The organism is Sphingomonas sp. Leaf242 (genome assembly GCF_001422045.1).
Lineage (GTDB): Bacteria > Pseudomonadota > Alphaproteobacteria > Sphingomonadales > Sphingomonadaceae > Sphingomonas.
Genome location: NZ_LMLW01000001.1, coordinates 452,490 through 477,776, shown reverse-complemented (window position 1 = coordinate 477,776; position 25,287 = coordinate 452,490). Strand labels below are relative to the sequence as shown.

26 protein-coding genes, 3 tRNA genes and 1 pseudogene are annotated in these 25,287 nt (G+C 65.8%); 13 read left to right on the top strand and 17 right to left on the bottom strand.

Going from position 1 to position 25,287, the window contains the following annotated elements; all coding sequences use genetic code 11:
• Window positions 1-103: 103 nt before the first annotated feature.
• Together ASF09_RS02250 and ASF09_RS02245 are read right to left on the bottom strand one after the other, a co-directional pair.
• Window positions 104-178: transfer RNA gene (locus tag ASF09_RS02250), tRNA-Gln, on the bottom strand.
• A gap of 52 nt (window positions 179-230) precedes the next feature.
• Window positions 231-1,340 (bottom strand): branched-chain amino acid aminotransferase, encoded by a 1,110-nt coding sequence (locus ASF09_RS02245; RefSeq protein WP_060524233.1) that lies wholly within the window; start codon window positions 1,338-1,340, stop codon window positions 231-233.
• Window positions 1,341-1,398: 58 nt separating this feature from the next.
• Here ASF09_RS02245 and ASF09_RS02240 point away from each other — a divergent pair, with 58 nt between their 5' ends.
• Window positions 1,399-1,887 (top strand): MarR family winged helix-turn-helix transcriptional regulator, encoded by a 489-nt coding sequence (locus ASF09_RS02240; RefSeq protein WP_231420344.1) that lies wholly within the window; start codon window positions 1,399-1,401, stop codon window positions 1,885-1,887.
• 9 nt (window positions 1,888-1,896) lie between these two features.
• Here the strand turns inward: ASF09_RS02240 and ASF09_RS02235 are convergent, their stop codons facing one another.
• The 5 genes from ASF09_RS02235 to ASF09_RS02215 form a co-directional block, all read right to left on the bottom strand.
• On the bottom strand, window positions 1,897-2,706 hold the full coding sequence (locus ASF09_RS02235) for a pyrroline-5-carboxylate reductase family protein (RefSeq protein ID WP_060524231.1): 810 nt from the start codon (window positions 2,704-2,706) through the stop codon (window positions 1,897-1,899).
• The gene (locus tag ASF09_RS02230) at window positions 2,703-3,206 is read right to left on the bottom strand and encodes a YbjN domain-containing protein (RefSeq protein ID WP_056047803.1); all 504 of its coding nucleotides are present in this window, start codon (window positions 3,204-3,206) and stop codon (window positions 2,703-2,705) included. Before ASF09_RS02230 ends, ASF09_RS02235 begins: the two co-directional genes overlap by 4 nt.
• A 100-nt stretch (window positions 3,207-3,306) precedes the next feature.
• A complete protein-coding gene (locus ASF09_RS02225; protein ID WP_060524229.1) occupies window positions 3,307-3,582 on the bottom strand; it encodes an accessory factor UbiK family protein in 276 nt (91 codons plus the stop codon).
• Window positions 3,583-3,621: 39 nt separating this feature from the next.
• Window positions 3,622-4,140 (bottom strand): TspO/MBR family protein, encoded by a 519-nt coding sequence (locus tag ASF09_RS02220; RefSeq protein ID WP_060524919.1) that lies wholly within the window; start codon window positions 4,138-4,140, stop codon window positions 3,622-3,624.
• 220 nt (window positions 4,141-4,360) lie between these two features.
• Window positions 4,361-5,161, bottom strand: a complete 801-nt coding sequence (locus ASF09_RS02215) for a TlyA family RNA methyltransferase (RefSeq protein ID WP_082443996.1) — start codon at window positions 5,159-5,161, stop codon at window positions 4,361-4,363.
• A 185-nt stretch (window positions 5,162-5,346) separates the two neighbouring features.
• Here ASF09_RS02215 and ASF09_RS02210 point away from each other — a divergent pair, with 185 nt between their 5' ends.
• Complete coding sequence (locus ASF09_RS02210) at window positions 5,347-6,018, top strand: RBBP9/YdeN family alpha/beta hydrolase (protein WP_060524224.1); 672 nt, start codon at window positions 5,347-5,349, stop codon at window positions 6,016-6,018.
• A gap of 141 nt (window positions 6,019-6,159) precedes the next feature.
• Here the strand turns inward: ASF09_RS02210 and ASF09_RS19980 are convergent, their stop codons facing one another.
• The gene (locus ASF09_RS19980; RefSeq protein ID WP_156359134.1) at window positions 6,160-6,327 is read right to left on the bottom strand and encodes a hypothetical protein; all 168 of its coding nucleotides are present in this window, start codon (window positions 6,325-6,327) and stop codon (window positions 6,160-6,162) included.
• Window positions 6,324-8,246, bottom strand: coding sequence for a 1-deoxy-D-xylulose-5-phosphate synthase (gene dxs / locus ASF09_RS02205; RefSeq protein ID WP_060524222.1), 1,923 nt, complete (start codon window positions 8,244-8,246; stop codon window positions 6,324-6,326). Before dxs ends, ASF09_RS19980 begins: the two co-directional genes overlap by 4 nt.
• 92 nt (window positions 8,247-8,338) lie before the next feature.
• Between dxs and ASF09_RS02200 the strand changes: the two are divergent.
• Window positions 8,339-8,868 (top strand): annotated as a pseudogene (locus ASF09_RS02200) (GNAT family N-acetyltransferase).
• Window positions 8,869-9,022: 154 nt separating this feature from the next.
• On the opposite strand, the gene ASF09_RS02195 reads toward ASF09_RS02200, so the two are convergent.
• A complete protein-coding gene (locus ASF09_RS02195) occupies window positions 9,023-9,490 on the bottom strand; it encodes a Fur family transcriptional regulator (protein WP_060524220.1) in 468 nt (155 codons plus the stop codon).
• Window positions 9,491-9,531: 41 nt separating this feature from the next.
• Window positions 9,532-9,915 (bottom strand): MerC domain-containing protein, encoded by a 384-nt coding sequence (locus tag ASF09_RS02190; RefSeq protein ID WP_056047781.1) that lies wholly within the window; start codon window positions 9,913-9,915, stop codon window positions 9,532-9,534.
• Between the two features lie 303 nt (window positions 9,916-10,218).
• On the opposite strand from ASF09_RS02190, the gene ASF09_RS02185 reads away from it, so the two are divergent.
• From ASF09_RS02185 to rpsI, 3 genes are all read left to right on the top strand, one after another.
• Window positions 10,219-11,286 carry a COX15/CtaA family protein gene (locus ASF09_RS02185; RefSeq protein ID WP_060524917.1) on the top strand — a complete coding sequence of 356 codons (1,068 nt, stop codon included), beginning with the start codon at window positions 10,219-10,221 and terminating at the stop codon, window positions 11,284-11,286.
• Between the two features lie 124 nt (window positions 11,287-11,410).
• On the top strand, window positions 11,411-11,890 hold the full coding sequence (gene rplM, locus ASF09_RS02180; protein WP_060524218.1) for a 50S ribosomal protein L13: 480 nt from the start codon (window positions 11,411-11,413) through the stop codon (window positions 11,888-11,890).
• Window positions 11,890-12,447, top strand: a complete 558-nt coding sequence (gene rpsI, locus ASF09_RS02175) for a 30S ribosomal protein S9 (protein WP_082443995.1) — start codon at window positions 11,890-11,892, stop codon at window positions 12,445-12,447. Before rplM ends, rpsI begins: the two co-directional genes overlap by 1 nt.
• Window positions 12,448-12,738: 291 nt before the next feature.
• On the opposite strand, the gene ASF09_RS02170 is transcribed toward rpsI, so the two are convergent.
• Both ASF09_RS02170 and ASF09_RS02165 read right to left on the bottom strand, forming a co-directional pair.
• Window positions 12,739-13,734 carry a polysaccharide deacetylase family protein gene (locus tag ASF09_RS02170; protein WP_060524214.1) on the bottom strand — a complete coding sequence of 332 codons (996 nt, stop codon included), beginning with the start codon at window positions 13,732-13,734 and terminating at the stop codon, window positions 12,739-12,741.
• On the bottom strand, window positions 13,731-15,653 hold the full coding sequence (locus tag ASF09_RS02165) for a sensor histidine kinase (RefSeq protein WP_235529516.1): 1,923 nt from the start codon (window positions 15,651-15,653) through the stop codon (window positions 13,731-13,733). Before ASF09_RS02165 ends, ASF09_RS02170 begins: the two co-directional genes overlap by 4 nt.
• 196 nt (window positions 15,654-15,849) lie before the next feature.
• On the opposite strand from ASF09_RS02165, the gene ASF09_RS02160 reads away from it, so the two are divergent.
• Entirely contained in the window at window positions 15,850-16,320 is a 471-nt protein-coding gene (locus ASF09_RS02160) for an Lrp/AsnC family transcriptional regulator (RefSeq protein WP_056047776.1), read from the top strand.
• Between the two features lie 99 nt (window positions 16,321-16,419).
• On the opposite strand, the gene ASF09_RS02155 is transcribed toward ASF09_RS02160, so the two are convergent.
• Window positions 16,420-17,712 (bottom strand): hypothetical protein, encoded by a 1,293-nt coding sequence (locus ASF09_RS02155; protein WP_060524213.1) that lies wholly within the window; start codon window positions 17,710-17,712, stop codon window positions 16,420-16,422.
• A 164-nt stretch (window positions 17,713-17,876) separates the two neighbouring features.
• Here ASF09_RS02155 and yaaA point away from each other — a divergent pair, with 164 nt between their 5' ends.
• From yaaA to ASF09_RS02130, 5 genes are all read left to right on the top strand, one after another.
• Complete coding sequence (gene yaaA, locus ASF09_RS02150; RefSeq protein ID WP_060524211.1) at window positions 17,877-18,626, top strand: peroxide stress protein YaaA; 750 nt, start codon at window positions 17,877-17,879, stop codon at window positions 18,624-18,626.
• Window positions 18,623-19,309 (top strand): SDR family NAD(P)-dependent oxidoreductase, encoded by a 687-nt coding sequence (locus ASF09_RS02145; RefSeq protein ID WP_060524209.1) that lies wholly within the window; start codon window positions 18,623-18,625, stop codon window positions 19,307-19,309. The genes yaaA and ASF09_RS02145 overlap by 4 nt, the downstream gene beginning before the upstream one ends.
• A 253-nt stretch (window positions 19,310-19,562) precedes the next feature.
• Entirely contained in the window at window positions 19,563-19,847 is a 285-nt protein-coding gene (locus ASF09_RS02140; RefSeq protein ID WP_060524207.1) for a hypothetical protein, read from the top strand.
• A gap of 121 nt (window positions 19,848-19,968) precedes the next feature.
• A complete protein-coding gene (gyrA, locus tag ASF09_RS02135; RefSeq protein ID WP_056062720.1) occupies window positions 19,969-22,734 on the top strand; it encodes a DNA gyrase subunit A in 2,766 nt (921 codons plus the stop codon).
• Window positions 22,731-23,081, top strand: coding sequence for a DUF952 domain-containing protein (locus ASF09_RS02130; protein ID WP_060524205.1), 351 nt, complete (start codon window positions 22,731-22,733; stop codon window positions 23,079-23,081). Before gyrA ends, ASF09_RS02130 begins: the two co-directional genes overlap by 4 nt.
• 264 nt (window positions 23,082-23,345) lie before the next feature.
• Here ASF09_RS02130 and ASF09_RS02125 read toward each other — a convergent pair whose 3' ends face one another.
• The 3 genes from ASF09_RS02125 to ASF09_RS02115 all read right to left on the bottom strand — a co-directional run bounded on the left by ASF09_RS02125 (window position 23,346) and on the right by ASF09_RS02115 (window position 24,663).
• Window positions 23,346-24,329: an alpha/beta fold hydrolase gene (locus ASF09_RS02125; RefSeq protein ID WP_235529514.1), complete on the bottom strand. Its 984-nt coding sequence runs from the start codon at window positions 24,327-24,329 to the stop codon at window positions 23,346-23,348.
• Between the two features lie 130 nt (window positions 24,330-24,459).
• Window positions 24,460-24,536, bottom strand: a tRNA-Arg gene (locus ASF09_RS02120).
• Window positions 24,537-24,586: 50 nt separating this feature from the next.
• Window positions 24,587-24,663: transfer RNA gene (locus ASF09_RS02115), tRNA-Arg, on the bottom strand.
• Window positions 24,664-24,757: 94 nt separating this feature from the next.
• On the opposite strand from ASF09_RS02115, the gene ASF09_RS02110 reads away from it, so the two are divergent.
• Complete coding sequence (locus ASF09_RS02110; protein WP_060524203.1) at window positions 24,758-25,267, top strand: hypothetical protein; 510 nt, start codon at window positions 24,758-24,760, stop codon at window positions 25,265-25,267.
• Window positions 25,268-25,287: the final 20 nt, after the last annotated feature.

Here is a 25,287-nt window from a genome sequence, read left to right as displayed (position 1 = left end):
CCAGGCAATCATCTGGCGTCGGTTGACGCAACGCGATGGTCGAATTCACCCAGAGCCGGAGACATCGAGGCTTCCGGTTCGCTTGGCAGAATAGATCAAGGATTGGCTGGGGCGGCAGGGTTCGAACCTGCGCATGGCGGCATCAAAAGCCGCTGCCTTACCACTTGGCGACGCCCCAACAGAGGCGGCCTTATAGCGGGGCCGCGCCGCGTGAAAAGCCCTCGCGGACGTCAAACCGCGAGATGGTGCAGCCAGGCGTTGTCGTCGGGCGCGGTGCCGCGCTGGATCGAGACGAGCGCGTCGCGCATCCGCATCGTCAGCGCACCGGGAGCGCCGTCACCGATCGTGAAACGCCCCTCGGGGCTCGCCACCGTGCCGATCGGCGTCACCACCGCCGCGGTGCCGCAGGCGAAAGCCTCGACCAGCCGGCCGCTCGACGCATCGGCGCGCCACTGATCGAAGGTGTAGCCCTCCTCACGCACGGTGATGCCCTGAGCCCGCGCGAGCGTGAGGATCGAGTCCCTCGTAATACCGGGAAGGATCGTGCCGGTCAGCGCCGGCGTCGCCATGCTGCCGTCGTCGAACACGAAGAAGATGTTCATCCCACCGAGTTCCTCGACCCAGCGGCGCTCGGCCGCGTCGAGAAACACGACCTGATCGCAGCCGTTGCGGATCGCCTCGGACTGCGCGAGCAGGCTGGCGGCGTAATTGCCGCCGCACTTGGCGGCGCCGGTGCCGCCCTGTGCAGCGCGCGTGTACTGCTGGCTCACCCAGATCGACACGGTCGGCGCGCCACCCTTGAAATACGCGCCGACCGACGACGCGAGCACCATGTAGAGATATTCGGCCGAGGGCTTCACGCCGAGGAACACTTCGGAGGCGAACATGAACGGGCGCAGGTACAGTGCGCCGCCGTCGCTCTCCGGGATCCAGTTCGCGTCGGTCTTGACCAGCCGCTCGACCGATTCGAGGAACAGCTCGGTCGGCAGTTCCGGCATCGCGAGACGCCGCGCCGAATCCTGAAAGCGGCGCGCGTTCGCCTCGGGACGGAACAGCGCAGTGCCGCCGTCCGCGAGTCGATACGCCTTCATTCCCTCGAAGATTTCCTGCGCATAATGCAGCACCGACGACGCCGGATCGATCGTCAGCGGCGCACGCGCAGTGATCCGCGCATCGTGCCAGCCCTCGGCATCGCTATAGCGGATCATCGCCATGTGATCGGTGAAGACTCGCCCGAATCCGGGATCGATCAGCCGCTTCGCGCGCTCGTTCGCCTCGACCGGAGCCGCGTTTGGCTCGTGGCGGAAGGTTGAAGAGGGCGTAAAAGCTGGAGCGGACATCGAATTCTCTCTCAAGGCGGGTTGCCGACGACTACGGGCGATGGCTAAACCGGTCAACATGTCTGCCACAGCTTCGCCTGCGTCGCCCCTGTTCCTTCGCGAACCCGAACTCCGCCGCGGCATGGAGCTGCTCTATTTCGGCTATAGCCACCTGACGCGGTCGATCGACCAGGGCCTCGCCGAAGAAGGACTCGGGCGGGCGCACCACCGCGCGCTGTATTTCATCGCGCGCAAACCCGATCTCACGGTGAGCGAATTGCTGTCGCTGCTGGCGATCACCAAGCAATCGCTCGGCCGCGTGCTGAACGAGCTCGCCGAACGCAAGCTGGTCGAAACGCGCCCCGGCGAGCGCGATCGCCGCCAACGGTTGCTGAAGCTCACCCCGGAAGGCGCGAAAATGGAACGCGACCTGTTCGAGGCGGCGCGGATTCGCATGGCCGAAGCCTATGCCAGCGCCGGACAGAGCGCGGTCTCGGGGTTCTGGGCGGTGCTGGAAGGCTTGGTCCCGGAAAGCGATCGCTCGCAGGTATTCGGCCTGCGCGGCTGAGCGCCCACGTCAGCGCGCGGCGGCGGCCATCTCGGCATTGCGCCGCTCGGACGCAGCCAATGTTTGGGTGAGCAACGCAACCAACGCATCGTCGCGGTCCAGCACCTTCATACCCTCCCGAGTCGATCCGCCCGGACTCGCCACGCGGTCCGCCAGGACGGCAGGCGATACATCCGCATCGGCCGCCATGATCGCCGCGCCCTCGAGCGTGGCAATCGCCAGCCGCGCCGCTTGCCCTGCTGGCAGCCCCAGCGCGGCGCCTGCCTTGGCCAGTGCATCGGCGAATCGGAATACGAATCCCGGGCCGCAGCCTGCGAGCGCCGTCACCGCATCGAAATGCGCTTCGTCGGCGATCCATTCATAGTGACCGAGCGGGGCGGCGAAGGCCTCTGCCGCTGCGATCGCCTCGTCCGACGCGGCGACCGTATAGAGCGACGTCACGCCCTTGCCGATCGCCACCGGCAAGTTGGGCATCGCCCGAACCATCGTATCCGCTGCGAATCGTTCCGACAAAGTCGCGTGATCGACCCCAGCCAGGATCGACAGCAGCAGCGTCGGCGCACCCCGCATGGGCGCGAGCATGGCCTGCGCTGCATCGATCTGTTGCGGCTTGAGCGCAAGCATCAGCGTTGCGGGGGCATTCTCGTCAGGCAGCGCGGTCAGCGAGCGGACTCCCTCGGGCGCCCCCTTCCCGCTCCGCGTGATCACCGTCACAGTCGAAGGATCGAGCCCGGCGGCGATCCAGCGCCGCAGCATCGCACCCCCCATGTTGCCGCAGCCGATCAGCCAAAGCGGACCTGCTGGAAAGCGCGTGCTCATGCCTCGCCGTGGGTTTCGATCAGCGCCGCGGCGATCGCTTCCTTCGGACTCTTGCCGCCCCACAGCACGAACTGGAACACGGGATAAAACCGCTCGCACTCCTCGATCGCCGATTCGACGAGCAGTTCGGCGGCCTCCAGCGACATCGTCCCGTCGTCGCCGCCGTCGACCATCGCCGCGTGCCGGAACAACAGAATGCCACTCGTCGACCAGAGTTCGAAATGACCGATCCAAAGCTGTTCGTTGACCAGGCCGATCGTCTCGTACACCGCGAGACGGCGTTCGTCGGGCACCTTTATATCGGGAAAAGCGAGGAATTGCAGGACGCTATCGTCTTCACGCCACAACGCGCGCAACTCGTACGTCGCCCAGCTGCCTTTGACGGTCGCGACGATCTCGTCGTCGTGGCGCTCATGCTCCCAGCCATGCGCAGCGTAATAGCTTTCGAGCATGTCGATCGGAGCGGCGTCTTCGTGGTCGTGGTCGGCGTGTTCAAGCATCACAGGGTCCTGGCGATCCTTATCGCACAACAAAGGGTGCCGAGGCAAAAACGCCCCGACAACCCCATCGGCCCCAATTCTGCGGAAAACTGTGGAAAAGTCAGTCGAAAGACGCCCCGAGCGGCGCATTGACCGTCGATTTCGCCTCGAGCGCATCGAGACGCGCCTTCAGGGCATCGTTCTCGTCGCGCGCGGCCGCGGCCATCGCCTTGACCGCATCGAACTCTTCACGGCTGACGAAGTCGAGCCCGCCAAGCCATTCGCGGGCACGCTCGCGCGCACCCGAACCGGCTTCGCGACCGACGCCTGCAAGCGTACCGGCCGCGCCGTTCAAGACCTTGACGATATCGTCGAACACGCGGTTTTCGGACTGCATTGCTTCAAAATCCCAGTGAATGCCGAAACGGCTGCTGCGTCACAGCATTTGGGACGTATGGCTGGCGGGCGCAAGGGTTTCGGCGCCGGGGTTCAACTGCCCGATGCTGAACGCGAGCACGCCGGCGAAGCTGATCCACACCATATACGGCACCATCAGCCACGCCGCGGCGGGGCGGATGCGCGCGAACACGACCGTTGCGGCGATCGACAGCACGAGCATCGCGACGATCACCAGTACCGACGCGCCGATCTTGTGCGCGCCGAAGAACATCGGCGTCCAGGCGAGGTTGAGCAGGAAATGACCGACGAACAGGCCGACGGCCAAGCCGCGCAACCGAGCGCCACGCGCGTTGAGGATCATCGCGAGCGCCAGCCCGACCAGGATGTAGAGCGTTGTCCAGACGACCGGGAAGACCCAGCCCGGCGGGTTCAGCGCAGGTTTGGCGAGCGCCATGTACCAGGCATTCTCGTTGCCGACGCTGACCGATCGTCCGGATAGGAACCCCAGCAGCAGGATCAGGGGCACGGTCACGACCGCCCAGCGGAGGAACGACATCCTCAACTGGCCCTTCGAAGCGATACCGCCCACACAAATCCTTTCGCCTCTACACGCGCTCGTCCTGGCGTGCATTTTGCGATCGGTAAACCGAGTTTGGTGGATAATCGTTCCGCTAGTGGTTCATTCCGGTACGCTACCTCCCCACGCCGTCATCCTGACGAAAGTCAGGACCCAGGATACCAAGCGCGCCCCGCGTGGCGCTGGATCCTGACTTTCGTCAGGATGACGGGGACGTTTGGGGATCGTTTGGCACGTCCGATGCCGGCTGTTCGACCGTCGAACTCTCGCCACGCAAAGCAGCAATCAGGAACTCGACATTACCCTCAGGCCCCGTAATCGGGCTCTCGACCACGCCGATCACGCTCCACCCCTGTCCCGTCAACCACGCCGCGACCTCGTCGCAGACGCGCTGGTGGATCGCGGTATCGCGGACGACCCCGCCTTTCCCCACTTCGCCGCGCCCCGCCTCGAACTGCGGTTTGACTAGCGCCATCAGTCGCGCATCAGGTTTGGCGAAGGACATCGGCCGCTCGAGCACCTTGGCCAAACCGATAAAGCTCGCATCGCAGACGATCAGGTCGATCGGCTCCGGGATATGCGCGGGCGTGAGGATCCGCGCGCTGGTCTGTTCGTGGACCATGACGCGCTCGTCCTGCCGCAGCGACCAGGCAAGCTGGTTGGTCCCGCTGTCGACCGCGTAGACCTTAGCCACGCCGTTCTTCAGCATGACGTCGGTAAAGCCGCCGGTCGACGAACCGACGTCGATTGCCACCGCGCCGGTCACGTCCCAACCGAAATGCGCAAGGCCGTGCGCCAGCTTGATCCCGCCACGCGAGACCCAGGGGTGATCGCGACCGCGCACATCGAGTTGCACGTCGTCCGCGAGCGTCTGCCCCGGCTTGTCGACCTTCTTCGTCCCCGCGAACACGAGGCCCGCCATGATCAGCGCCTGCGCGCGCGTCCGCGACTCGACCAGCCCCCTGTCGACCAGCATTTGGTCTGCACGTACCTTCACCATGGCGTGCGTATCGCCGTCTGATCCGATTGCCGCAAGCTGCCTTCCTTTCGCCGCAATGTCATTGCCTACCGAAGCGGTAGGATTATCTTGAGCGCATGGGATCGTGACCGGATGGCGTGTCCTAGAGCGTCCTTCGGCCACGCTCCCGACCTCGCAGAACGAGGTTTTGGAGAAGGAGAAGCGCTGTGGGTTCTTTCGCACCGTATGATTCCGTCCAGCCGACGATCCTGACCGTGCCCGGCCTTGGTGGATCGGGTCCTTCGCACTGGCAGACGTTATGGGAAGAGGCGCGGCCCGACACGGTGCGCGTCGAGCTCGGCATGTGGAACACGCCGCACCGCAACGCCTGGGTGACGCGGCTCGACGAAGCGATCCGGCAGGCACAGGCACCGGTGATCCTCGCCGCGCACAGCCTCGGGTGCCTTGCGGTGGCGTGGTCGGCCGAACTAAGTCCACAGCCTTATGGCTGGCCGGTCGCGGGCGCGCTTCTCGTGGCGCCGGCGGATGTCGATCGCGGCGGCGCGCAGGCCGAACTAAAGGGCTTCTCGCCGACGCCGCGCACGCCCCTGCCATTCCCGTCGATCGTGGTGGCGAGCAGCGACGACCCCTGGGTCACGCCCGAGCGAGCGCACAGCATGGCGGCGGACTGGGGTAGCCACTTCGTCGATGCCGGGCCGCAAGGGCATTTGAATGCCGCGAGCGGGATCGGCTGGTGGCGCGAAGGGCAAGATCTGCTGGAGCGCGTCATCGCGGCGAGTGGCGATGGTCGGGGACAGGCTCTACCGCCGAGCAAGGCGCGCTCAATCCTTGCGGTGAGTGCGACTGACGCCGCACAGACACATTATCTGGGTGGGTGACGCCCCCCAAACCATACACCACCCCGGCGAAGGCCGGGGCCCAATTGGTGAGGTCGTAGTAACGGGGACCGCGCTTCGTTATCAACGCTTGCCAATTAGGCCCCGGCTTTCGCCGGGGTGGTGCCTGCCTACAACGCCAGCTTACGAAATCCGCGAACCGTCCTCATCAAACAACTCAGGGTTCGCCGCCTGCTCGGCCTTCGCCGCAGCCAGCCCACCCCGCATCCGCCGCCACATCGCAATATTCAACGACACCATCACGACCACCGCCAGAACGATGATCACAAGCCCCTTGGTAGCCCCGGTCATGCGCGCGCTTCGGCAACCCCGCCCGAATTGTGGCGGAGCGCCTTGAGCACGGTATCGACGAGCGCGGTCGCGTCGAGCCCGGCTTCGGCATACTGCACCTCGGGCTTGTCCTGATCCTGATACACGTCGGGCAGACGCAACGTACGCAGCTTGAGCCCGCCGTCGATCAGCCCCTCATCCGACGCCATCGTCAGGACGTGCGCGCCGAAGCCACCGACCGAGTTCTCCTCGATCGTCACCGCGACTTCGTGCGTCGTGAGCAGTTTCCGAATCAGATCGACGTCGAGCGGCTTGGCGAAGCGGAGGTCCGCTACCGTCGTGCTCAACCCCTTGGCTTCGAGAACCTCCGCGGCCTTCAGCGCTTCCTCGAGACGCGTACCGAGCGACAGGATCGCAATCTTCTTGCCCTCGCGCACGACACGGCCCTTGCCGATTTCCAGCAACTGCGGCGTCTCCGGGAGCGCAACACCGGTGCCGTTGCCGCGCGGATAGCGGACCGCGATCGGGCCGGTGTCGTACTGCGCCGCGGTGTGCGTCATGTGGACGAGTTCGGCCTCGTCCGCCGCGGCCATCACGACGAAGTTCGGCAGCGTCGCGAGGTACGTGACATCGAACGATCCGGCATGAGTCGCCCCGTCCGCGCCGACCAAGCCTGCACGATCGATCGCGAACCGCACCGGCAGGTTCTGGATCGCCACGTCGTGCACGACCTGATCATAGGCGCGCTGGAGGAACGTCGAATAGATCGCACAAAACGGCCGCATCCCCTGCGCGGCGAGGCCGGCCGCAAAGGTGACGCCGTGCTGCTCGGCGATGCCGACGTCGAAGAACCGGTCGGGATACGCCTTGGCGAACGCATCGAGCCCGGTGCCCGACGGCATCGCCGCGGTGATCGCGCAGATCCGCGGGTCCTTGGCGGCCTCGGCGACGAGCTGCGCACCGAACACGTTCTGGTATTGCGGCGGCCCCGGGGGCGCCTTGGTCTGGACGCCGGAGATCACGTCGAACTTCTGCACGCCGTGGTATTTGTCCGCGGCGGCCTCGGCGGGTGCGTAACCCTTGCCCTTCTTGGTGACGACGTGGACGAGGATCGGGCCCTCCTCCGCATCGCGGACATTCTCGAGCACCGGGATCAGATGCTCGAGATTATGGCCGTCGATAGGGCCGACATAGTAGAAGCCCAATTCCTCGAACAACGTACCGCCCATCGTCATGCCACGTGCGAACTCGTCGGTCTTGCGCATGCCACTGGCGATCGGCCGTGGCAGCCGCTTGGCGAGTTTGCGTGCCAGATCGCGGAAGCCGAGGAACTCGCGGCTCGACACGATCCGGCTCAGATACGCCGACAGTCCACCGACCGGCGGGGCGATCGACATGTCGTTGTCGTTAAGAATCACGACCAGCCGGTTGCCCGCCTGCGCGGCGTTGTTCATCGCCTCGTACGCCATGCCGGCAGACATCGCGCCGTCGCCGATCACCGCGATGCCCTTGCCCGGCGTCCCCGCAATCTTGTTGGCGATCGCAAAGCCCAGCGCCGCCGAGATCGACGTCGAGGAATGCGCCGCGCCGAACGGATCGTATTCGCTCTCGCTTCGCTTGGTGAAGCCGCTGAGGCCACCGCCCTGGCGCAGCGTGCGGATCCGGTCGCGTCTGCCGGTCAGGATCTTGTGCGGATAGCATTGGTGACCGACGTCCCACACCAATCGGTCGCGCGGGGTGTCGAAGACATAGTGGATCGCGGTGGTCAGCTCGACCACGCCGAGCCCGGAACCGAGATGCCCGCCGGTGGTGCCGACCGCGGAAATCGTCTCCGTACGCAGTTCGTCGGCGAGCTGGCGGAGCTGGTCCGGTTGCAGCTTGCGGAGGTCGTCGGGCGTCGAAACTGTGTCGAGCAGCGGTGTCGATGGAAGGTCGGCCATCGTACCGGCTTAATGCAGTGCGCGTATCGTGTCGATTGTTACCGTATCATGGCGTAGCATTCGCACTGAAATCGCTTGGGAAGTGCACGCTTATGAACTTTACGCACCGTGTTGCCGACGTGACGGACATTCCGGCGATCTCGGCACTTATGGGGCGCGCGATCGGTGCCTTACAAAGCGATTTTCTCACGCGGCGCAGGTCGTGGCGAGCCGCGCTGTGATGGGACTGGACACGCAGTTGATCGCGGATGGGACGTACCTGCTCGTCGAGACGGACGGTCAGCTGGCCGGGTGTGGCGGGTGGAGCCGGCGGGCAACGCTGTATGGGGGCGATCACAGCACAGCGTTGCGGGACGCGGCGCTGCTCGATCCGGCGCGCGACGCGGCGCGGATACGCGCGATGTATACCGACCCAGACTTTACGCGGCGGGGCGTCGGACGATTGGTGTTGTCGGTCTGCGAAACTGCCGCGCGAGAGGCTGGGTTTGCGCGCGCGGAAATGATGGCGACGCTGGCCGGGGAGCCACTGTACCGGGCCTGCGGGTATCTGCCGATCGAGCGGATCGAGACGCCGGGCGAGGTCCCGGTGCCGATGATCCGGATGGGGAAGGATCTAAGGTAAAAGCTTTCCCTTCTGCCCCCCCTGGAAGGGAGGGGCCGGGGGTGGGTCGGCTTCCGTATCAGGCGGTACTGGCCAAAACTAGCCGACCCACCCCTACCCCTCCCTTCCAGGGAGGGACGGCTCAATCATGAGATTGCGCGTGCAGGGTAAGCTTCTACTTCGCCTCGCAGTCCGCACATCGCCCGCGGACTTCGATCACGGGCCTCACCGGGGAGAAGCCCGCCGCCTCAGCCGCGTTCCGCACACCCTTGGTGATCGTGTCGTTATCGAGATGCGTGGTCTGGCCACACGAGTCGCAGACCAGGAAGATGCAGTCGTGCAGGCAATCGGGATGCGCATTGGCGACATAGGCGTTGGCGCTTTCGACCCGCCGCGCGAGGTTCGCGCCAACGAACAGATCGAGGATGCGGTACACGCTGTTCGCCGCGACCCGGCGTCCTTCGGCTTTCGAGACGGCTTCGGCGATATCATAGGCCGAGGCGGGCTTCTCGAAGCTGGCCAGCGCAGCGAACACGCTCGCCCGCATCGTCGTCCATTGCTCACCGGCCTTTTCGAGCGTCGTCTGCGCCGCGACGGTGAGATCGGCGCCCTGCGGTTCGGTGTGGGTGTGAGCGTGCGCCATGCTGGGTGAAGTAGGATGCCGGAAGGGTTCCAGCAACCCGCTCAGCTTTCGGCGCGACGGTTGAGATCGTGGCCGAACGCGAGCAGGCCGACCCCGACGATCGTCCACAAGGTCTCGCCGCCGCCGCTGTCGTGCGGCAGCGTCATCGCGCCCGCCATGATGCCGAGCCCAAGCGCGCCCATCGCGGCGGGCATCATATAGCCGTGATTGAGCACGCCGCGGCCTAGTGCGAGCGCGCCGAGGCCGATCGCGATCGTCAGGCCGACTTCGTGGAAGATCGGGTCGAGCAGGAACCCGCCCGCGGTCGACATCAACGCGACCAGTACCGACGTCGCCAGGCAATGCACCATGCACAGCCCCGACAGCCCGATCGCGTAGCGATCGAGACCGGCGAAACGGTGGGTATGCGTGGCGGAGGGAGTCATCGTGTCCCGGATATAGATGGCTCAACGAAAGGATACAACATTACATCGCATTTTTCTTGCGGAGAGTTTTGGGGTTGGTTTGGCCGCATGACCGTCCGGGATCGCGTCATACTGCTCGTCCGTCATCCTGACGAAAGTCAGGTCCCAGAGTAACGCACGCACCCCTCGAGGCTCTGGATCCTGACTTTCGTCAGGATGACGGAGAGGGGTTTGACGCCCCCAACTCACCAAGTCCGGCAACATGAAGCAATGGCATTCCACGAAGCGATGGCGCCGCGCCGCGCGAAGCACTATCTCACCGCCATGCTACAACCCAGCGCCGCCTTTCTCACCAAAGCCCGTCCTCGTGCGGTCGCCCTGTGGCTGTACACGGTGGCGGCGCTGATCGTCGCGATGGTCGTCATCGGTGGGATCACCCGGCTCACCGAGTCGGGGCTGTCGATCACCGAGTGGAAGCCGATCAGCGGGATCATTCCACCACTGACCGACGCGCAGTGGCAGGCCGAGTTCGCCGCCTACAAGCGCATCCCCGAATACGCCGCGTTCAATGCCGACATGACGCTCGGCGGGTTCAAGGCGATCTTCTTCTGGGAATATCTGCACCGGCTGTGGGGACGATTGATCGGTCTGGCCTTCGCCGCGCCGCTGATCTGGTTCGCGGTCCGCAAGCGGATCCCGGTCGGCTATGGCTGGCGGCTGTCGGCTCTGCTGGCGCTCGGCGCGTTCCAGGGCGCGATCGGCTGGTGGATGGTCGCCTCCGGCCTGTCGGTGCGCACCGACGTGAGCCACATCCGACTCGCCGTCCACCTGTTGACCGCACTGACGATCCTCGCCGGGATCGTGTGGACCGCGCTCGACCTGATGGCGCTGCACCGCAATCCGCTCGCCGCCCCTGCCCGGCTCGCACCCGTCGCGATCCTCGCGCTGGCGCTGCTGTTCGTGCAATTGGTCTATGGTGCTTTCACCGCCGGGCTCGACGCCGGCTATGCCTTTGCAAGCTGGCCACTGATGGGCGGCGGGCTGTTCCCCGCCGACGTACCGATGGTCAATCCCGCCTGGAGCAACGCAGTCGACAATCCGATCGTCGTGCAGTTCATCCACCGCTGGTTCGCCTTCGCCGCCGCTGCCGGGCTGATCTGGCTGGCGATCAAGGCGACCAAGACGGGCAGCAGCGCGGGGTTCTTCGTCGTTGGGCTCGTCACGCTCCAGATCATGCTCGGCATCGCGACGTTGATGACCGGCGTGCAGATCGACGTCGCCGTCGCGCATCAGGGCAATGCCGCGCTCCTGCTGATCGCGGCGATGTTCGCCGCGCACGCAGTCGGCAGCGCACCCCGCCTGAATCAACGGGGCCTGAAGCAGCGGGTATAATAATACCCGTCAGGAAACCGGCGGAAAGCTTGACTTGAAGCCCCCCTTTCAGCATTAGGCCGGCATTCGCGCTGCGGGGCCTCCCCTTGGTGCGCTTGCATTCAATCTGGAAGGTCTAACGCCCATGAAGGCGCTCATGAAGACCACCAAGTCGGCGAAGCCGGCTGAGGTGGAGAAGCAGTGGCATATCGTCGACGCGGAAGGTCTCGTCGTCGGTCGTGCCGCATCGATCATCGCCAACGTCCTGCGCGGCAAGCATAAGGTGTCGTTCACCCCGCATGTCGATTGCGGTGACAACGTCGTCGTGATCAACGCCGACAAGATCCGCTTCACCGGCAACAAGGCCGCGAAGAAGATTTATTACAAGCACACCGGTTACGCCGGCGGCATCAAGGGCATCACTGCCGCCAAGGTCCTCGACGGCCGCTTCCCGGAGCGCGTTCTCGAAAAGGCCGTAGAGCGCATGATCCCGCGCGGCCCGCTGGGTCGTGAGCAGATGCGCAACCTGCGTATCTTCAAGGGTACCGAGCATCCGCACGAGGCACAGAACCCTGCCGTGCTCGACATCGGCAGCATGAACCGCAAGAACAAGGTGGGCGCATAATGTCCGACAACCGCCAGTCGCTCGCCGATCTCGCGAGCCTGACCAACCAGCCCGCGCCGGCTGCCCCCGCCGAGCAGGCTCTGCCGACCAGCGAAGGCGATCTCGCAGCGCCGGTCTCTAACGAGCCCGTCCGCGAGCCGATGCCGCTGCGCGAGCAGATTCTCGACAAGCAGGGCCGCGCCTATGCGACCGGCCGTCGTAAGGACGCCGTCGCCCGCGTCTGGGTCAAGCCCGGCACCGGCAAGATCACGATCAACGGTCGTGACCAGGAAGTGTATTTCGCACGTCCGACGCTGCGCCTCGTCATCAACCAGGTGTTCGGCATCACCGAGCGCGAAGGTCAGTACGACGTCGTCTGCACCGTCAAGGGCGGTGGCCTTTCGGGCCAGGCCGGCGCGGTCAAGCACGGCATCAGCCAGGCTCTGACCCGCTTCGAGCCGGTGCTGCGCGCCTCGGTGAAGGCAGCAGGCTTCCTGACCCGCGACAGCCGCGTCGTCGAGCGCAAGAAGTACGGCAAGGCGAAGGCCCGTCGCAGCTTCCAGTTCTCGAAGCGCTAATCTCGCTTTCAGTATTGCTTACCGAGAGGGCGGTCCGGAAACGGGCCGCCCTTTCTGGTTTTCGGCGTTCAGCTACGTTCGCGCCAAGTTGATAGCTCTAACGAATCCCAAACCGCAACAGCCTCCCCTCCCTGAAAGGGAGGGGTTGGGGGTGGGTCGGCCAGCTTGAGCCTCAAGCGGTCGAATATGCGGAAACCGACCCACCCCCTGCCCCTCCCTTCCAGGGAGGGGAGTGCGTTCGAAGTGCGATGAAGAACCGACCCAGGTCGATGCGCTGCAGCCGGCGCCTGGCTAGGCCAGCGCCCTCAGGATTTCATCGAGCGACGCATTGCGGATACCACGGCGATCGAATTCGTCGAGCATCGTCGTCCACCACCCGTGAAACCGCTTCAAGTCCGCCGCGTCGCGCACATACGGCGTATGCCCCGGCACCAGCGACGGCGAGTGGAACGACAGGTTGAGCAACCGCAGCCCCTCGCCCGCCGCAACCGCGACCGCTTCGAGCGCGGCATCGATCGGCATGTCCTCCGGCGTCAGCGCGATCCGCGACAACAGCCCAGCACGCGCGAACACTCCCCTGCCCTTGGGGATTCCCCCCAGTGCCCGAAACAGGCGCGCACCGCCCTTCCGTGCGTAACCCGTGAAAACCGTCGTCAACGGCAGCTCGACGATCCCCTGCACGCGATACGCCTGCGCGTCCGCCATCCCGAAATCGGGGCCGCCCTTGGCGCGGTAATCGTATCCCGATCGTACCGAGCTATCGATCTCATAGCCCAGTCGCCTCAGAAGGTCGAAACTGTTCGGGCCGATGCCATAGCGTCCCGCCCGATAGGCGCGAGGACGAACGCCGAACGCCGCGGTGATCTCCCTCGTCAGCGTTTCGAGTTTCGCCGCCTCGACCGCAGCGGGAAGATTGCCGGCAAAGCTCGATGTGTCAACGGTGCCGTCCTCAAACGGCGGCGTGACCCACGAATGCAGCTGCGCACCGATCTCCGACCGCGCGTCCTCGATAACGCGCGCGAGGATCGCGACCGAACGGGGATCCGTGGCGATCGGGTGATCGACCATGCAGGTAAGCCCGACGCCACGCTCGGCGAACCGGCGATGCGCGGCGGGGAACGCCGCCATCGCGGTGGTCGCGCGGTTGCGAGGATCGGGCGGCGCGTCCCAGTCAAACTCCTCCTCGACATCGACCATGACCGTGAAACGGGTCCCGAACGAGTCCGGCCAGACGATGCGTTGCGCGGTCGTCGGCCGCGCGGGGCGATACGCGCGGTCCGAAATCACCGGTGCTCGTCGACCGCGCGCTCGGGCTGGTCGGCGGCGGACTGCGTCTCCGACGCGGGGAGCTGCAACGTGAGGCTCTCCATGCCGATCGTCAGCGCACCGCCAAGCTCGACGGCCAGATTCTGCGCGAGCCGCAGGGCGAAGCCCGTGCCGAGCAACGGTGCCCCGTCGTCGTCGCTCTCCTGCTCGGCGTCGATGCTCAGCAGGACGTCGGTCGCATGCGCGGCCAGCGCGGCCGGTCGGTCGAACGCGATGGTGACCGTCTCCCCGACCGGTCGCACGACGATGCAGAGCCGCTCGTCCGGCCGTCCCGCCGACACCAGCGCCGCCATCAGCCGCCCGATCAATCGCTCGACCGCGCGATCGTCGCCGAGGATATCGCAGTCGCCCGCCGGTGCGACGATTGCCACGCTCGTCCCGCGCAGCGCCGCGAGCGGTTTGAGATCGGCCACCACGCGGTCGAGCAGCGGCAGGACCGGCACGACGCTGGGGCGCAGATCGAGTGCATGGCCTTCGATCCGCGCGGCGATATCCAGGTCGTCGATCGCCGCGAGCAGATCGCTCGCCTGCGTGCGGATCGCCGTCGCCCGGTCGCGATAGGTCGGCGAGACGGGGCCGAGCAACTGCGTCTCGATCAGCTCGGCGAACCCGGAAATCGCATTGGTCGGCGTCCGCAGCTCGTGAACAAGCTGGCGTAGCGAGTCGGATACCGGCGAAGACGCGCGCGCCGGCTCCGCGGTCTCGTCGCGTCGCGGCCGTCGTCCGGTCCCGTGAAAACCAATGAACCGACCGGACGCGTGCTCGAACGCCGGTACGCCGGACAACCGCCACGATCCGAACGCGTCGGACAGCCCGCCAACCTCGAGCCGCGCGTCGCTGAACCGCGACCGGCGCCTGAACGCACCCGCCACGGCACCATCGAGCTGCGCCTCGCCCTGCCGCGCCGCATAGCCGAGCGACACGCCGACCAGCGCCGAGCGGGCGACGCCCTCGATCACCCGGATCACGCCGTGCGCATCGGTTTCGTACCGGAAGGTCTCCACTTCGACGGATACGGCCGCCGGAGCGCCCGCCTCGACCGTGCGATCCTTGTTGAACGCCTCGATCCGCGCGACGAGATCGGAGATCTCGAACCGCTCGACATCGGTGCCGGCAGTCTGCTCGTCGTCGATCGCCGGGGCGCTCTCGGCCAGCTTCGCGTGACGCAGTGCCTCCGCCATGAACGGCAGTCCACGCGCGACATCGCCGAGCGCGATGAACGGCGTTTCGCTCAGTGGCGCGCTCGGCAGCGGCAACACCGCAGCCGCAGGCTCCACGGTGGCTGGTTCTGCGACAGCCGCCACGGGCTCGGCGGTGGCTGTTTCCGCAGTAATCGCCGCCGGCTCGACCGTCGCGGTTTCTGCGGCGACCCGAGCGGCTACGGCTGTATCGTCGAGCGGGGGCACCGCGTCGGCCCGATCATCGTCCGCTACCGCATCGGGCACGGCCTCAGGCTGGGGCAAAATGAAGTCGACCGGCCCGAAGCTCTGCAAGCCGCGCTGGACCGCATCCGGCAGGTCGCGACGATGGCGCAGGACCGAGCGACCCGCGGGCGTCAGCCGGGGCAGGATCGCCAGCCACGCGTCCGGCGCCAGCCTCGCGGTCCGCAACACGGGCGCGGCGATCGCCAACGCGTCTTCGGCGAAGAACCCGACCAGCAACGCATCCGGCGCGGCAAAGGCGAGCGCACGCGCACTGGCCGCACGAACCGCGACCGGCACTTCAGGACGCAGCATGCGCAACCTGGCGATCGACGGCGCGTCGCACGGGATGCGACCACGGCCCATCAGGTCGACGAGTTGCCGCCATGCCGACTGCGCTCCGAATTCGGAGGCCATGTCTGCAGAGAGGATCGTCTTCAGGCTGTCGTCGAACCGCACATTGTCTCCCGGAACGGATGACCTAGCATGCCCGCCGTTGCGATTCCTTAACGCGCACGACTCTTCGAAGGAACTCCGCATTTTCCGGCGCCGACGGGTTCGTCGCATAGTGGGACAATTGCGTTTCGCCGCAACAATCTTATGGCTATGGGGAACGAACCAATTGGTTTGCGATGTTGCTCGGGAGTTGCGTGAAATGAGTTTTGACCGGATCGATCGGCAGATCCTGTCGCTGTTGCAGGCGGACGGACGGATGACCAATGTCGATCTGGCCGATCAGGTCGGCTTGACCGCGCCCCCCTGCCTGCGCCGTGTCCGTGCACTCGAGGAAGCCGGGGCGATCCGCGGCTATCACGCCGATCTCGACGCGAGCCGGCTCGGGTTTCCGATCACGGTGTTCGCGATGGTCTCGCTGCGCAGCCAGGCCGAGCACGACCTCGCCGCGTTCGAGAATCACATCGCCGACATTCCCGAGATTCGCGAATGCCACATGCTCAACGGCGAGATCGACTTCATCCTGAAGATCGTCGCCGCCGACCTGAAGAGCTTCCAGGAAATCCTGACGACCCACCTTACACCGGCACCCAACGTGGCAAGCGTGAAGACGTCGCTGACCATCCGCACCGCCAAGGCGCTGTCGGGCATCCCCGTGGTAGTCGGCGACTGACCGGCCCTCGACGCGCTGCCCAAAGCCGGTCGCGTCACCTGAAACGAAAACGGGGCGGCATCGCTGCCACCCCGCTTCCCCAGACCCAATCGGATCGACTTATGCGGCAGGAGCCGCCAGCCAGGTCGTCCACAGGCCTGCGACGTCGGCCTTCGGCGAGGCCTTGACCGCGGCGAACGCAGCCGCAGCGCCGGCCTTGTCGCCCGACTTCGCGAGCGCGATGCCGAGATGCAGGTTCACGTCGTCGGCGTCGACACCACCCTTGGTCAACGCCAGCTTATAAAGCTCGGCAGACTTGGCGTAGTTGTTCTGCCCGAGATACGCATCGGCCGTACCCGCGGCGAGCTTGCCGTTGGCTGCGGTCGTCGCGCGCTTTTCGAGGCCAGCGAGCGGACCATCGGCAGCGATGTTCTTGGTCGCGTCGGCCAGCAGGCCCTTCGACATCGCATTACCGGCGGGGATCTTGCCCTGCGCCATGCCTTCCTTGATCACCGCCTGCGCTTCGCTCGGCAGGCCGCGACGGTTCACGCTGTCCGCATATTGCAGATAGTCCGTCTGGTCGGCGAGCGAGTTGGTCGCCCGCATCAGGCGGAAGATGTCGACCTTCTGCGCTTCGTCCAGCGTGATCAGCGCGTTCTGCTGGATCCCCGCGAGGATCAGCGTGTCGCGCCAGTTCTTGGCCGACGGATAGGCGGTGACCCACTTCTTCAGCCATGCCATCGTATCGGCGTTACGCTTGGCGGCGTACGACTTGGCGATCGCGTACCGATAATAATCCTCGGGGGCCTTCTGGCCCGACGCGGTCATCTGCGTGATGGCAGCGTCGAGATCGGCGGTCGCGCCGGTCACGTCGCCGCTTTCCATCTTCGCCTTGACGATCTGCAGCCCGAGGTCCGGGTTGGTATAGCCGAGTTCCTTGGCCTTCGCGAAATACTGGAGCGCGATCGGATACTGCTTGCCGTTGAATGCGAGCGCACCGCGACGATACGCATATTTGCCGCGATCCGCCGCCGGGGTGGCCGCATTGGCGATCAGCGCATCGAGCGGCTTGGCGAGCGTGGTCTCGTTGACCGGCGCGTTCGGGTTGGCGGTCTGCGTCGCGACGATCTTGTCGTTCTCGAGCTGGTAGCGCAGCGCAGCACCGATATACTTCTCGTAATCGGTCTTGGCGGCGGCATCGATCTGGTCGATCGCGGTCTGCGCACCGGCGAAATCCTTGGCGGCCAGCGCGGTCTGCGCGGCCACGCCGGGCTTCTGGACTTCGGGGCTCAGCTTCATCGCTGGCGCCGCGTCGGCCTTCTTGTCCTTGGCGAACGCAGGCGTCGACAGCGCGAGGCCGCTCGTGCCGGTGGCGAACGCCGCAATCAGTGCAAGCTTCGAAATGGTCTTCATGCGGAAACTCTCCCTCTGCGCCGACCTCGAATACCTTCGTGGCGCGCGGCGACGCTATATGGTCCGTCGTGGATACGTTCAAGCAAGCGGCTTGGATCCCATCAAAGCGTTTTTGCGCGTGAACGTCGATTGAACGCACCCATTGCGGTCGCTAGATCGCGGGCATGATCGCTGTCCTTTCGCCCGCCAAGACGCTCGATTACGAGAGCGCGCTACCCCAGCTCGACCCGACCGCGCCGCGGTTCAGCGAAGAGGCGAAAACGCTCGCGCATGCAGCGGCGCACCTGACGCAAAAGAAGCTGTCCGAGCTGATGCATATCTCGCCGGCGCTGGCGAAGCTGAACGCGGATCGGTTCCGCGATTTCGACACGCTGCCCGAGCGGCCGGCGATGTTCGCGTTCGCGGGTGACGTCTATACCGGGCTGGAGGCGAAAACGCTCGACGAGGCGGCGGTGGATTACGCGCAGGATCACGTGCGGATGCTGTCGGGGCTGTACGGGTTGCTGCGACCGCTCGACCTGATGCGGCCCTACCGGCTGGAGATGGGCACGCGCTGGGCGCCGCGGAAGACGAAGCTGACCGACTGGTGGGGGGACCGGATCGCCAAGCTGCTCGCGGACGATGTCGAGGCGGAGGGATCGGGGACAATCCTCAACCTCGCGAGCCAGGAATATTGGGCGGCGGCGGACGGCAAGCTGCCAAATTCGATCCGCGTCGTCGCGATCGATTTCCGCGAAGGCGAGGCGCAGAAGTTCGTCAGCTTCCATGCGAAGAAGGCTCGTGGGATGGTCGCGCGCTGGCTGGTCGAGCACCGGGTCGACGACATCGAAGGGATCAAGGGGTTCGACAGCGACGGCTATGCGTATGACGCGGCGGGCAGCAGCGACGCGCAGTTCCGGTTCGTGCGCAAGTGAGCAGCGCGGTCGTCATCGGTGTGTCGGGCGGGATCGGCAAGGCGCTGGAAGAGGCGCTGATCGACGAGGGGGCTTTCGACAAGGTCCATGGGTTCGCGCGGTCGGAGAGTGGCGATCGGCATCTGGATCTGGAGGACGAGGCGAGCATTGCGGCGGCGGCTTTGCGGATCAGCTCGCCGACGCTGGTGATCGTCGCGACGGGGTTGCTGCACGACGGCGACAAGGGCCCGGAAAAGGCGATGCGCGAGCTCGATCCGGTGTGGATGGCGCGCAACTTCGCGGTCAATGCGATCGGGCCGGCGCTGGTGGCGAAGCACTTCCTGCCGACGATGCCGAAGGTGGGGCGGATCGTGTTCGCGGTTCTGTCTGCTCGCGTGGGTAGCATCGGCGATAACAAGCTCGGTGGTTGGTACGGGTATCGTGCGTCGAAGGCGGCGCTGAACCAGTTGGTGAAGACGATCTCGATCGAGGACAAGCGCCGGAACTCGAGCGGGATCGTCGTCGGCCTGCATCCCGGCACGGTCGACACCGGTTTGTCCCGCCCGTTCCAGGGCAACGTCACCCCCGGCAACCTGTTCAAGGCCGACCGGGCGGCGGTGCAGTTGCTCGACGTCATCGACGGCCTGCGCGCACCGGACAGCGGCAAGTTGTTCGCCTGGGACGGCGCCGAGGTTACGCCCTAACGCCGCCAAAACCTACTCCCCTATCCTACACCCCGTCATCCCCGCGCAGGCGGGGATCCATATGCTCAGACGGCAGCGATAAAGTCGCAAGGTTCGCCAGTATGGGTTCCCACCTCCGCGGGAATGACAGGGTGTTGGAAAAACTAATGCACAATGCATGACGCAGATTTCACCCTTCTGCCATTTTCCGTTCAGGTCCTCCGGCGCAGTCTCTCCACATCGTCCATCAAGGCCGAAACGAGAGGATACCCGCATGAAGAAGTCCCTCCCCCTCGCGATCCTCGCCGGTAGCGCGCTGCTCTCCGGCGGCGCAGCGGTTGCCGCCACTCAGGCTCAGACCAAGACCGTCCAGCCGAAGACCGTCGCGACGCACACCACGACGACCAAGACCACCACGCCCACGGGCAACACCAAGGTCGCCAAGCGCACCACCACGGTCAAGAAGGGCCGCATGGTCAGCGCCAAGCTCGCGAACGGCAAGACCGTGACGTACGATTGCTCGCTCGCCGGCAACAAGACCAAGACCGCCTGCAAATAAGCCCGAAATTAACGATGAAACCTTGCTCCCTCGCGTGCGTACGCGTGCGCGGGGGTAGTAAGGTGCCCCCCCCTCGGCTAAGGTATGTCATCATACCGCAACAAGCCGAAAGCGTTCAGATTTGACCGACGAGACCATACTCGCCGAACCCCAGGGCGGCGAGCCCGCCGGCATCGCCACGATCTCGATCGTCGACGAGATGAAGTCGAGCTATCTCGACTATGCGATGAGCGTCATCGTCGCGCGCGCGCTGCCCGACGTCCGCGACGGCCTGAAGCCCGTCCACCGCCGCATCCTGTACGGCGCGCACGAAAGCGGCTTCGTCGCCGGCAAGCCCTACCGCAAGTCCGCGCGCATCGTCGGTGACGTGATGGGTAAATACCATCCGCACGGCGACAGCTCGATCTACGACGCCTTGGCCCGCATGACCCAGGACTGGTCGATGCGCGTGCCGCTGATCGACGGCCAGGGCAACTTCGGCTCGATGGATCCCGATCCACCCGCGGCGATGCGCTACACCGAGGCCCGTCTCGGAAAGGTCGCGAACGCGCTGCTCGGCGATCTCGACAAGGATACGGTCGACTTCACGCCGAACTATGACGGCTCGGAGCGCGAGCCTTCGGTGTTGCCGGCACGCTTCCCGAACCTGTTGGTCAACGGCGCGGGCGGCATCGCGGTCGGCATGGCGACCAACATCCCGCCGCACAATCTCGGCGAAGTCATCGCCGCGTGCCTCGCCTACATGGACAATGGCGCGATCACGACCGAGGAACTGTTCGAGATCGTCCCCGGTCCCGACTTCCCGACCGGCGCGATCATCCTCGGCCGTGCAGGCGCCAAGTCCGCCTACGAGACCGGCCGCGGCTCGATCATCGTCCGCTCGCGCCATATCGTCGAGGAGGGCAAGGGCGACCGTCGCTCGATCGTGCTCACCGAAATCCCGTTCCAGACCGGCAAGAACGGCCTGGTCGAGAAGATCGCCGAAGCCGCCAAGGACAAGCGGATCGAAGGCGTCAGCGACATCCGCGACGAATCGAGCCGGATGGGCGTCCGCATCGTCATCGACCTGAAGCGCGACGCGACCGTCGACGTGGTGCTCAACCAGCTCTGGCGACACACGCCCGCGCAGTCGAGCTTCCCCGCCAACATGCTGGCGATCCGCGGCGGCCGTCCCGAGCTGCTCAACCTGCGCGACATCATCGGCGCGTTCATCACCTTCCGCGAGCAGGTCATCACCCGCCGCTCGAAGTTCGAATTGGCCAAAGCACGCGAGCGCGCGCACCTATTGCTCGGCCTCGTCATTGCGGTCACCAACCTCGACGAAGTCGTCAAGATCATCCGCGGCTCGTCGAGCCCCGCCGAAGCACGCGGCAAGCTGCTCGCGCGCGAATGGCCGGTCGAGGAGATCGCGCCGTACATCGCGCTGGTCGAGGCGGTCGAGGACAAGCAGGCCGACGGCATCTACAAGCTGTCCGAGCCGCAGGTCCGCGCGATCCTCGATCTCCGCCTGCACCGCCTCACGCTGCTCGGCCGCGACGAAATCGGCGACGAGCTGAAGGCGCTGGCCGCGACGATCGGCGAGCTGCTCCACATCCTCGGCGACCGTGCGAAGCTGTACGAGGTTATGCGCGGCGAGCTGATCGCGATCCGCGACGAGTTCGCCACCCCGCGCCGCTCCGAGATCGCCGCCGCCGCCAACGGCATCGACGACGAGGATCTGATCGAGCGCGAGGACATGGTCGTCACCGTGACCATGCAGGGCTATATCAAGCGCACCAGCCTCGACACGTTCCGCGCGCAGGCGCGTGGCGGCAAGGGTCGCGCGGGCATGTCGACGAAGGACGAGGACGTCGTCACCGAGCTGTTCGTCACCTCGACGCACACCCCGGTGCTGTTCTTCTCGAACCTCGGCAAGGTGTACCGCTACAAGGTCTGGCGCCTGCCCGAGGGTGGCCCCGCCACGCGCGGTCGGCCGATGATCAACCTGCTGCCGCTGGCGCCGGGCGAGACGATCTCGACCGTGCTCCCGCTGCCGGAGGATCTGAGCGAGTGGAGCCGCCTGCACGTGATGTTCGCGACGCAGCGCGGGCTCGTGCGCCGCAACGCGATGGATGCGTTCACCAACGTGCCGTCGAACGGCAAGATCGCGATGCGCTTTGAAGAGGGTTCGGAGGACAAGCTGATCGGCGTCGCGCTGCTCAGCGAGCATGACGACGTGCTGCTCGCGACCAAGCTCGGCAAAGCGATCCGCTTTGCCGGCGACGACGTGCGCGAGTTCCAGAGCCGGACGTCGACCGGCGTGCGCGGTGTCACGCTGAAGGGCGACGACGAGGTCATCTCGCTGTCGGTCCTCCACCGTGTCGGCGCAACGCCCGAGGAGCGCGAGACGTATCTCAAGTTCGCACCGTGGAAGGGCGAACGCGAGGGCGATCACGGCATGGGCGCCGACCGCTACAACGACCTCAAGGACCGCGAGCAGTTCATCCTGACGGTCTGCGAGAATGGTTACGGCAAGCTGTCGAGCGCTTATGACTACCGCCGCACCGGCCGCGGTGGCCAGGGCATCACCAACATCGACAACATCGCGCGCAACGGCCCCGTCGTGGCGAGCTTCGCCGCGGCGAAGGGCCATCAGCTGATGCTGGTGACCAACCAGGCGAAACTGATCCGCACGACGCTCGCGTCGCTCCGCGTCATCAGCCGCAACTCGGCGGGCGTGAAGCTGTTCGACGTGGCGAAGGGCGAACATGTCGTCTCCGCCGCACGGATTGAGGAAACCGAGGAAGACGCCGAGATCAACCTGGCGGACGCCGTGCCGGAGGTCGCACCGGATACCGGCGCGACGATCGGCGAAGACGACGCAGCAGGTCCGGAGGACGGCGAATGATCCGCGATCCGATCGCGTACAAGGTCTTGACCGGCGAACAGTTGGCCACACTGGAAAGCGGCAGCTTCGCGGGCGCGCCGGTGGATGTGGCCGATGGCTATATCCACCTGTCGACCGCCGAGCAGTTGACGGAGACGGTCGACAAGCACTTCGCCGGGCAGTCGGACCTGCACGTGGCGGCGATCGATCTCGAAGCGCTGGGTGACGACGTGAAGTGGGAAGAGTCGCGTGGCGGGCAACTGTTCCCGCACATCCATGGCGGCCCGCTGCTGCTGGAGGTCGTACTGTCCTACGGGCCTCTGGAGCGAGACGACAAGGGCAAGGTGAAGCTCCCCGTCGCGGGCTAAACCTTACCTAAAGCTTGTTCTCCCGCGAAGGCGGGAGCCCAGACTGGACTCCCGCCTTCGCGGGAGAACAAGGAGCGGGGGTTGCCGCTCAATTGGCTGTGTGTCGGTGCCGACCATGCTGCAACCACCCCGGCGAAGGCCGGGGCCCAGTTGGGGAACGTCGCTAACGGAGCGCCGTCCTCAGTTACATCGACCTTTCCAACTGGACCCCGGCCTACGCCGGGGTGGATAGTTCACTCGAGTACGCTGACCCCAGGCACAAATTCACCCAGCCGCAAACGCAGCCCGCACGAACCGTGCACACGCCTCCGGCGCAGTAATCGGGATCATGTGCCCGCCCTCGATCGTGTCGATCTTCGCCCCCGGAATAACCGCCGCGGTCCGGTGACCATTCCACGCCGGGTCGAGGATCGCGTCCTGCCGCCCGTACAGGATGCGCGTCGGAAGCTGGATTTCGCCATAGCGCGCCGCCATCGCCGTCACGTCGTCATTCGCCCCTGCCAGATCGGCCGCCGCCGCGGCGATCGCGACCGGTCGCGCCGCGAGCGCACCGCCGCCGCGGGTCACGAAGTCCTCGGGCACCGCCTCGGGTGCAAACACGCCCTGCAGCGTCCTGGTCGCCGTCAGCCGGCTGAGCGGCGTACCGAGCACCTGCGCGAAGGCGAGCCGCGCGCCGGCAGGAATCCGCGCGAGTCCGCGAAAACTCTCGGGCACCTGTTCCAGCGGTTGCGTCAGTGGCGCGATCAACGCCAGCGCGCGGACGAGGTGCGGATGGTCGAGCCCGACCGCCAGCCCGATCGCGCCGCCCAGCGAATGGCCGACGAACAACGGCCGATCGAGCCCGAGCTTCTGGATGAAGTCGGCGATGATCGCACCCTGCGCGATGATCCCCGGCGTGGTGTTCCCGGTCGCGACCGAATAGCCCGAGCCAGGCCGATCGACGACGATGACGCGGTATTCGTCCTTCAGCAGATCGACGAGCGCATAGCTGAAGTTGCGCAATTGTCCGCCGAGGCCGTGGATCATGACGATCGTCGGCCCGGTCTGAGACCCGACGTCGATGTAATGAAGTCGGGCCCCGTCGACGTCGAGAAAGCGTCCGTCGGGCGGCACCAGGTCTTCGGCATGGCGCGCGAGCCGGCTCGAATAGAGTGACAGCCCCAGCCCCGACACCGCGGCCAGCAGCGCCCCCCCGATCAATCCCTTGCCCGTACGCCGCATCGTGATCTCCTGAATATGGTCCGGCATCTCAACGCCGCGGCTTGGCCAAAGTCGCATTGCGGCGGCCCGGGATCGGTGGTGGTACCACGGACCGCGTCCGGATACCGCATCGATGCTGTAGAAACGGCTCTCGCGCGACCCGCCGCTATAAGGAAAATGGTGCACCCAGAGCGATTCGAACGCCCGACCCTCAGATTCGTAGTCTGATGCTCTATCCAGCTGAGCTATGGGTGCATCGCCGTCCCGTGTCCGGTTCGGCAAGCCCGCTATGAAGCGGAAAATCCTGGTGCACCCAGAGCGATTCGAACGCCCGACCCTCAGATTCGTAGTCTGATGCTCTATCCAGCTGAGCTATGGGTGCACTGGAGGGGCGCTGATAGCAGGCATTTTCGGCGGTGCAAGGGTTTGCCGCGAGAAAGTTGTGCGCAAAGCTTTCGCAGCATAGAGCGGCGGACATGAAACACGCCGCTTCGCTCCGTCACGTATCGCTCGCGCTCGTCCTCGCAACGGGTGCGTGCAGCCATGACAGGACCAGCTACCCGTCGCTCGGCGCCCGGCCGATCGAGAAGCTCGGCTTTGCCGAACCCACGGTGAAAGCGGCGGTCGCGGCCCCCGATCCGGCGCTCGACGCGGAGATCGCGACGCTGTCTGGCAAGCTCGACGCGATCGCCACCGGGTTCGCGCGCGATGCAGCGAAGGCCGAGACGCTGGCGCGGACCGCGCGCGGTGCGGCGGTCGGCAGCGAGCCGTGGATCGCGGCGCAGACCGCCCTCGCCGGGCTCGACGACTGGCGCGCGCAGAGTTCGTCGCTGGTCACCGACATGGAATCGCGTGCCACCGACCGTGCGGCCAAGTTGCAGCCCGATTATCCCGCGCTGGCGATGATCCGCAACAAGGCGCAGGCCGAAGCCGACCGGCAGGGCGCAACGATCGCGCGCATCCAGGCGAGCCTGCCCTCGGCATAAACGCGCCCTTCCTCCCCCCG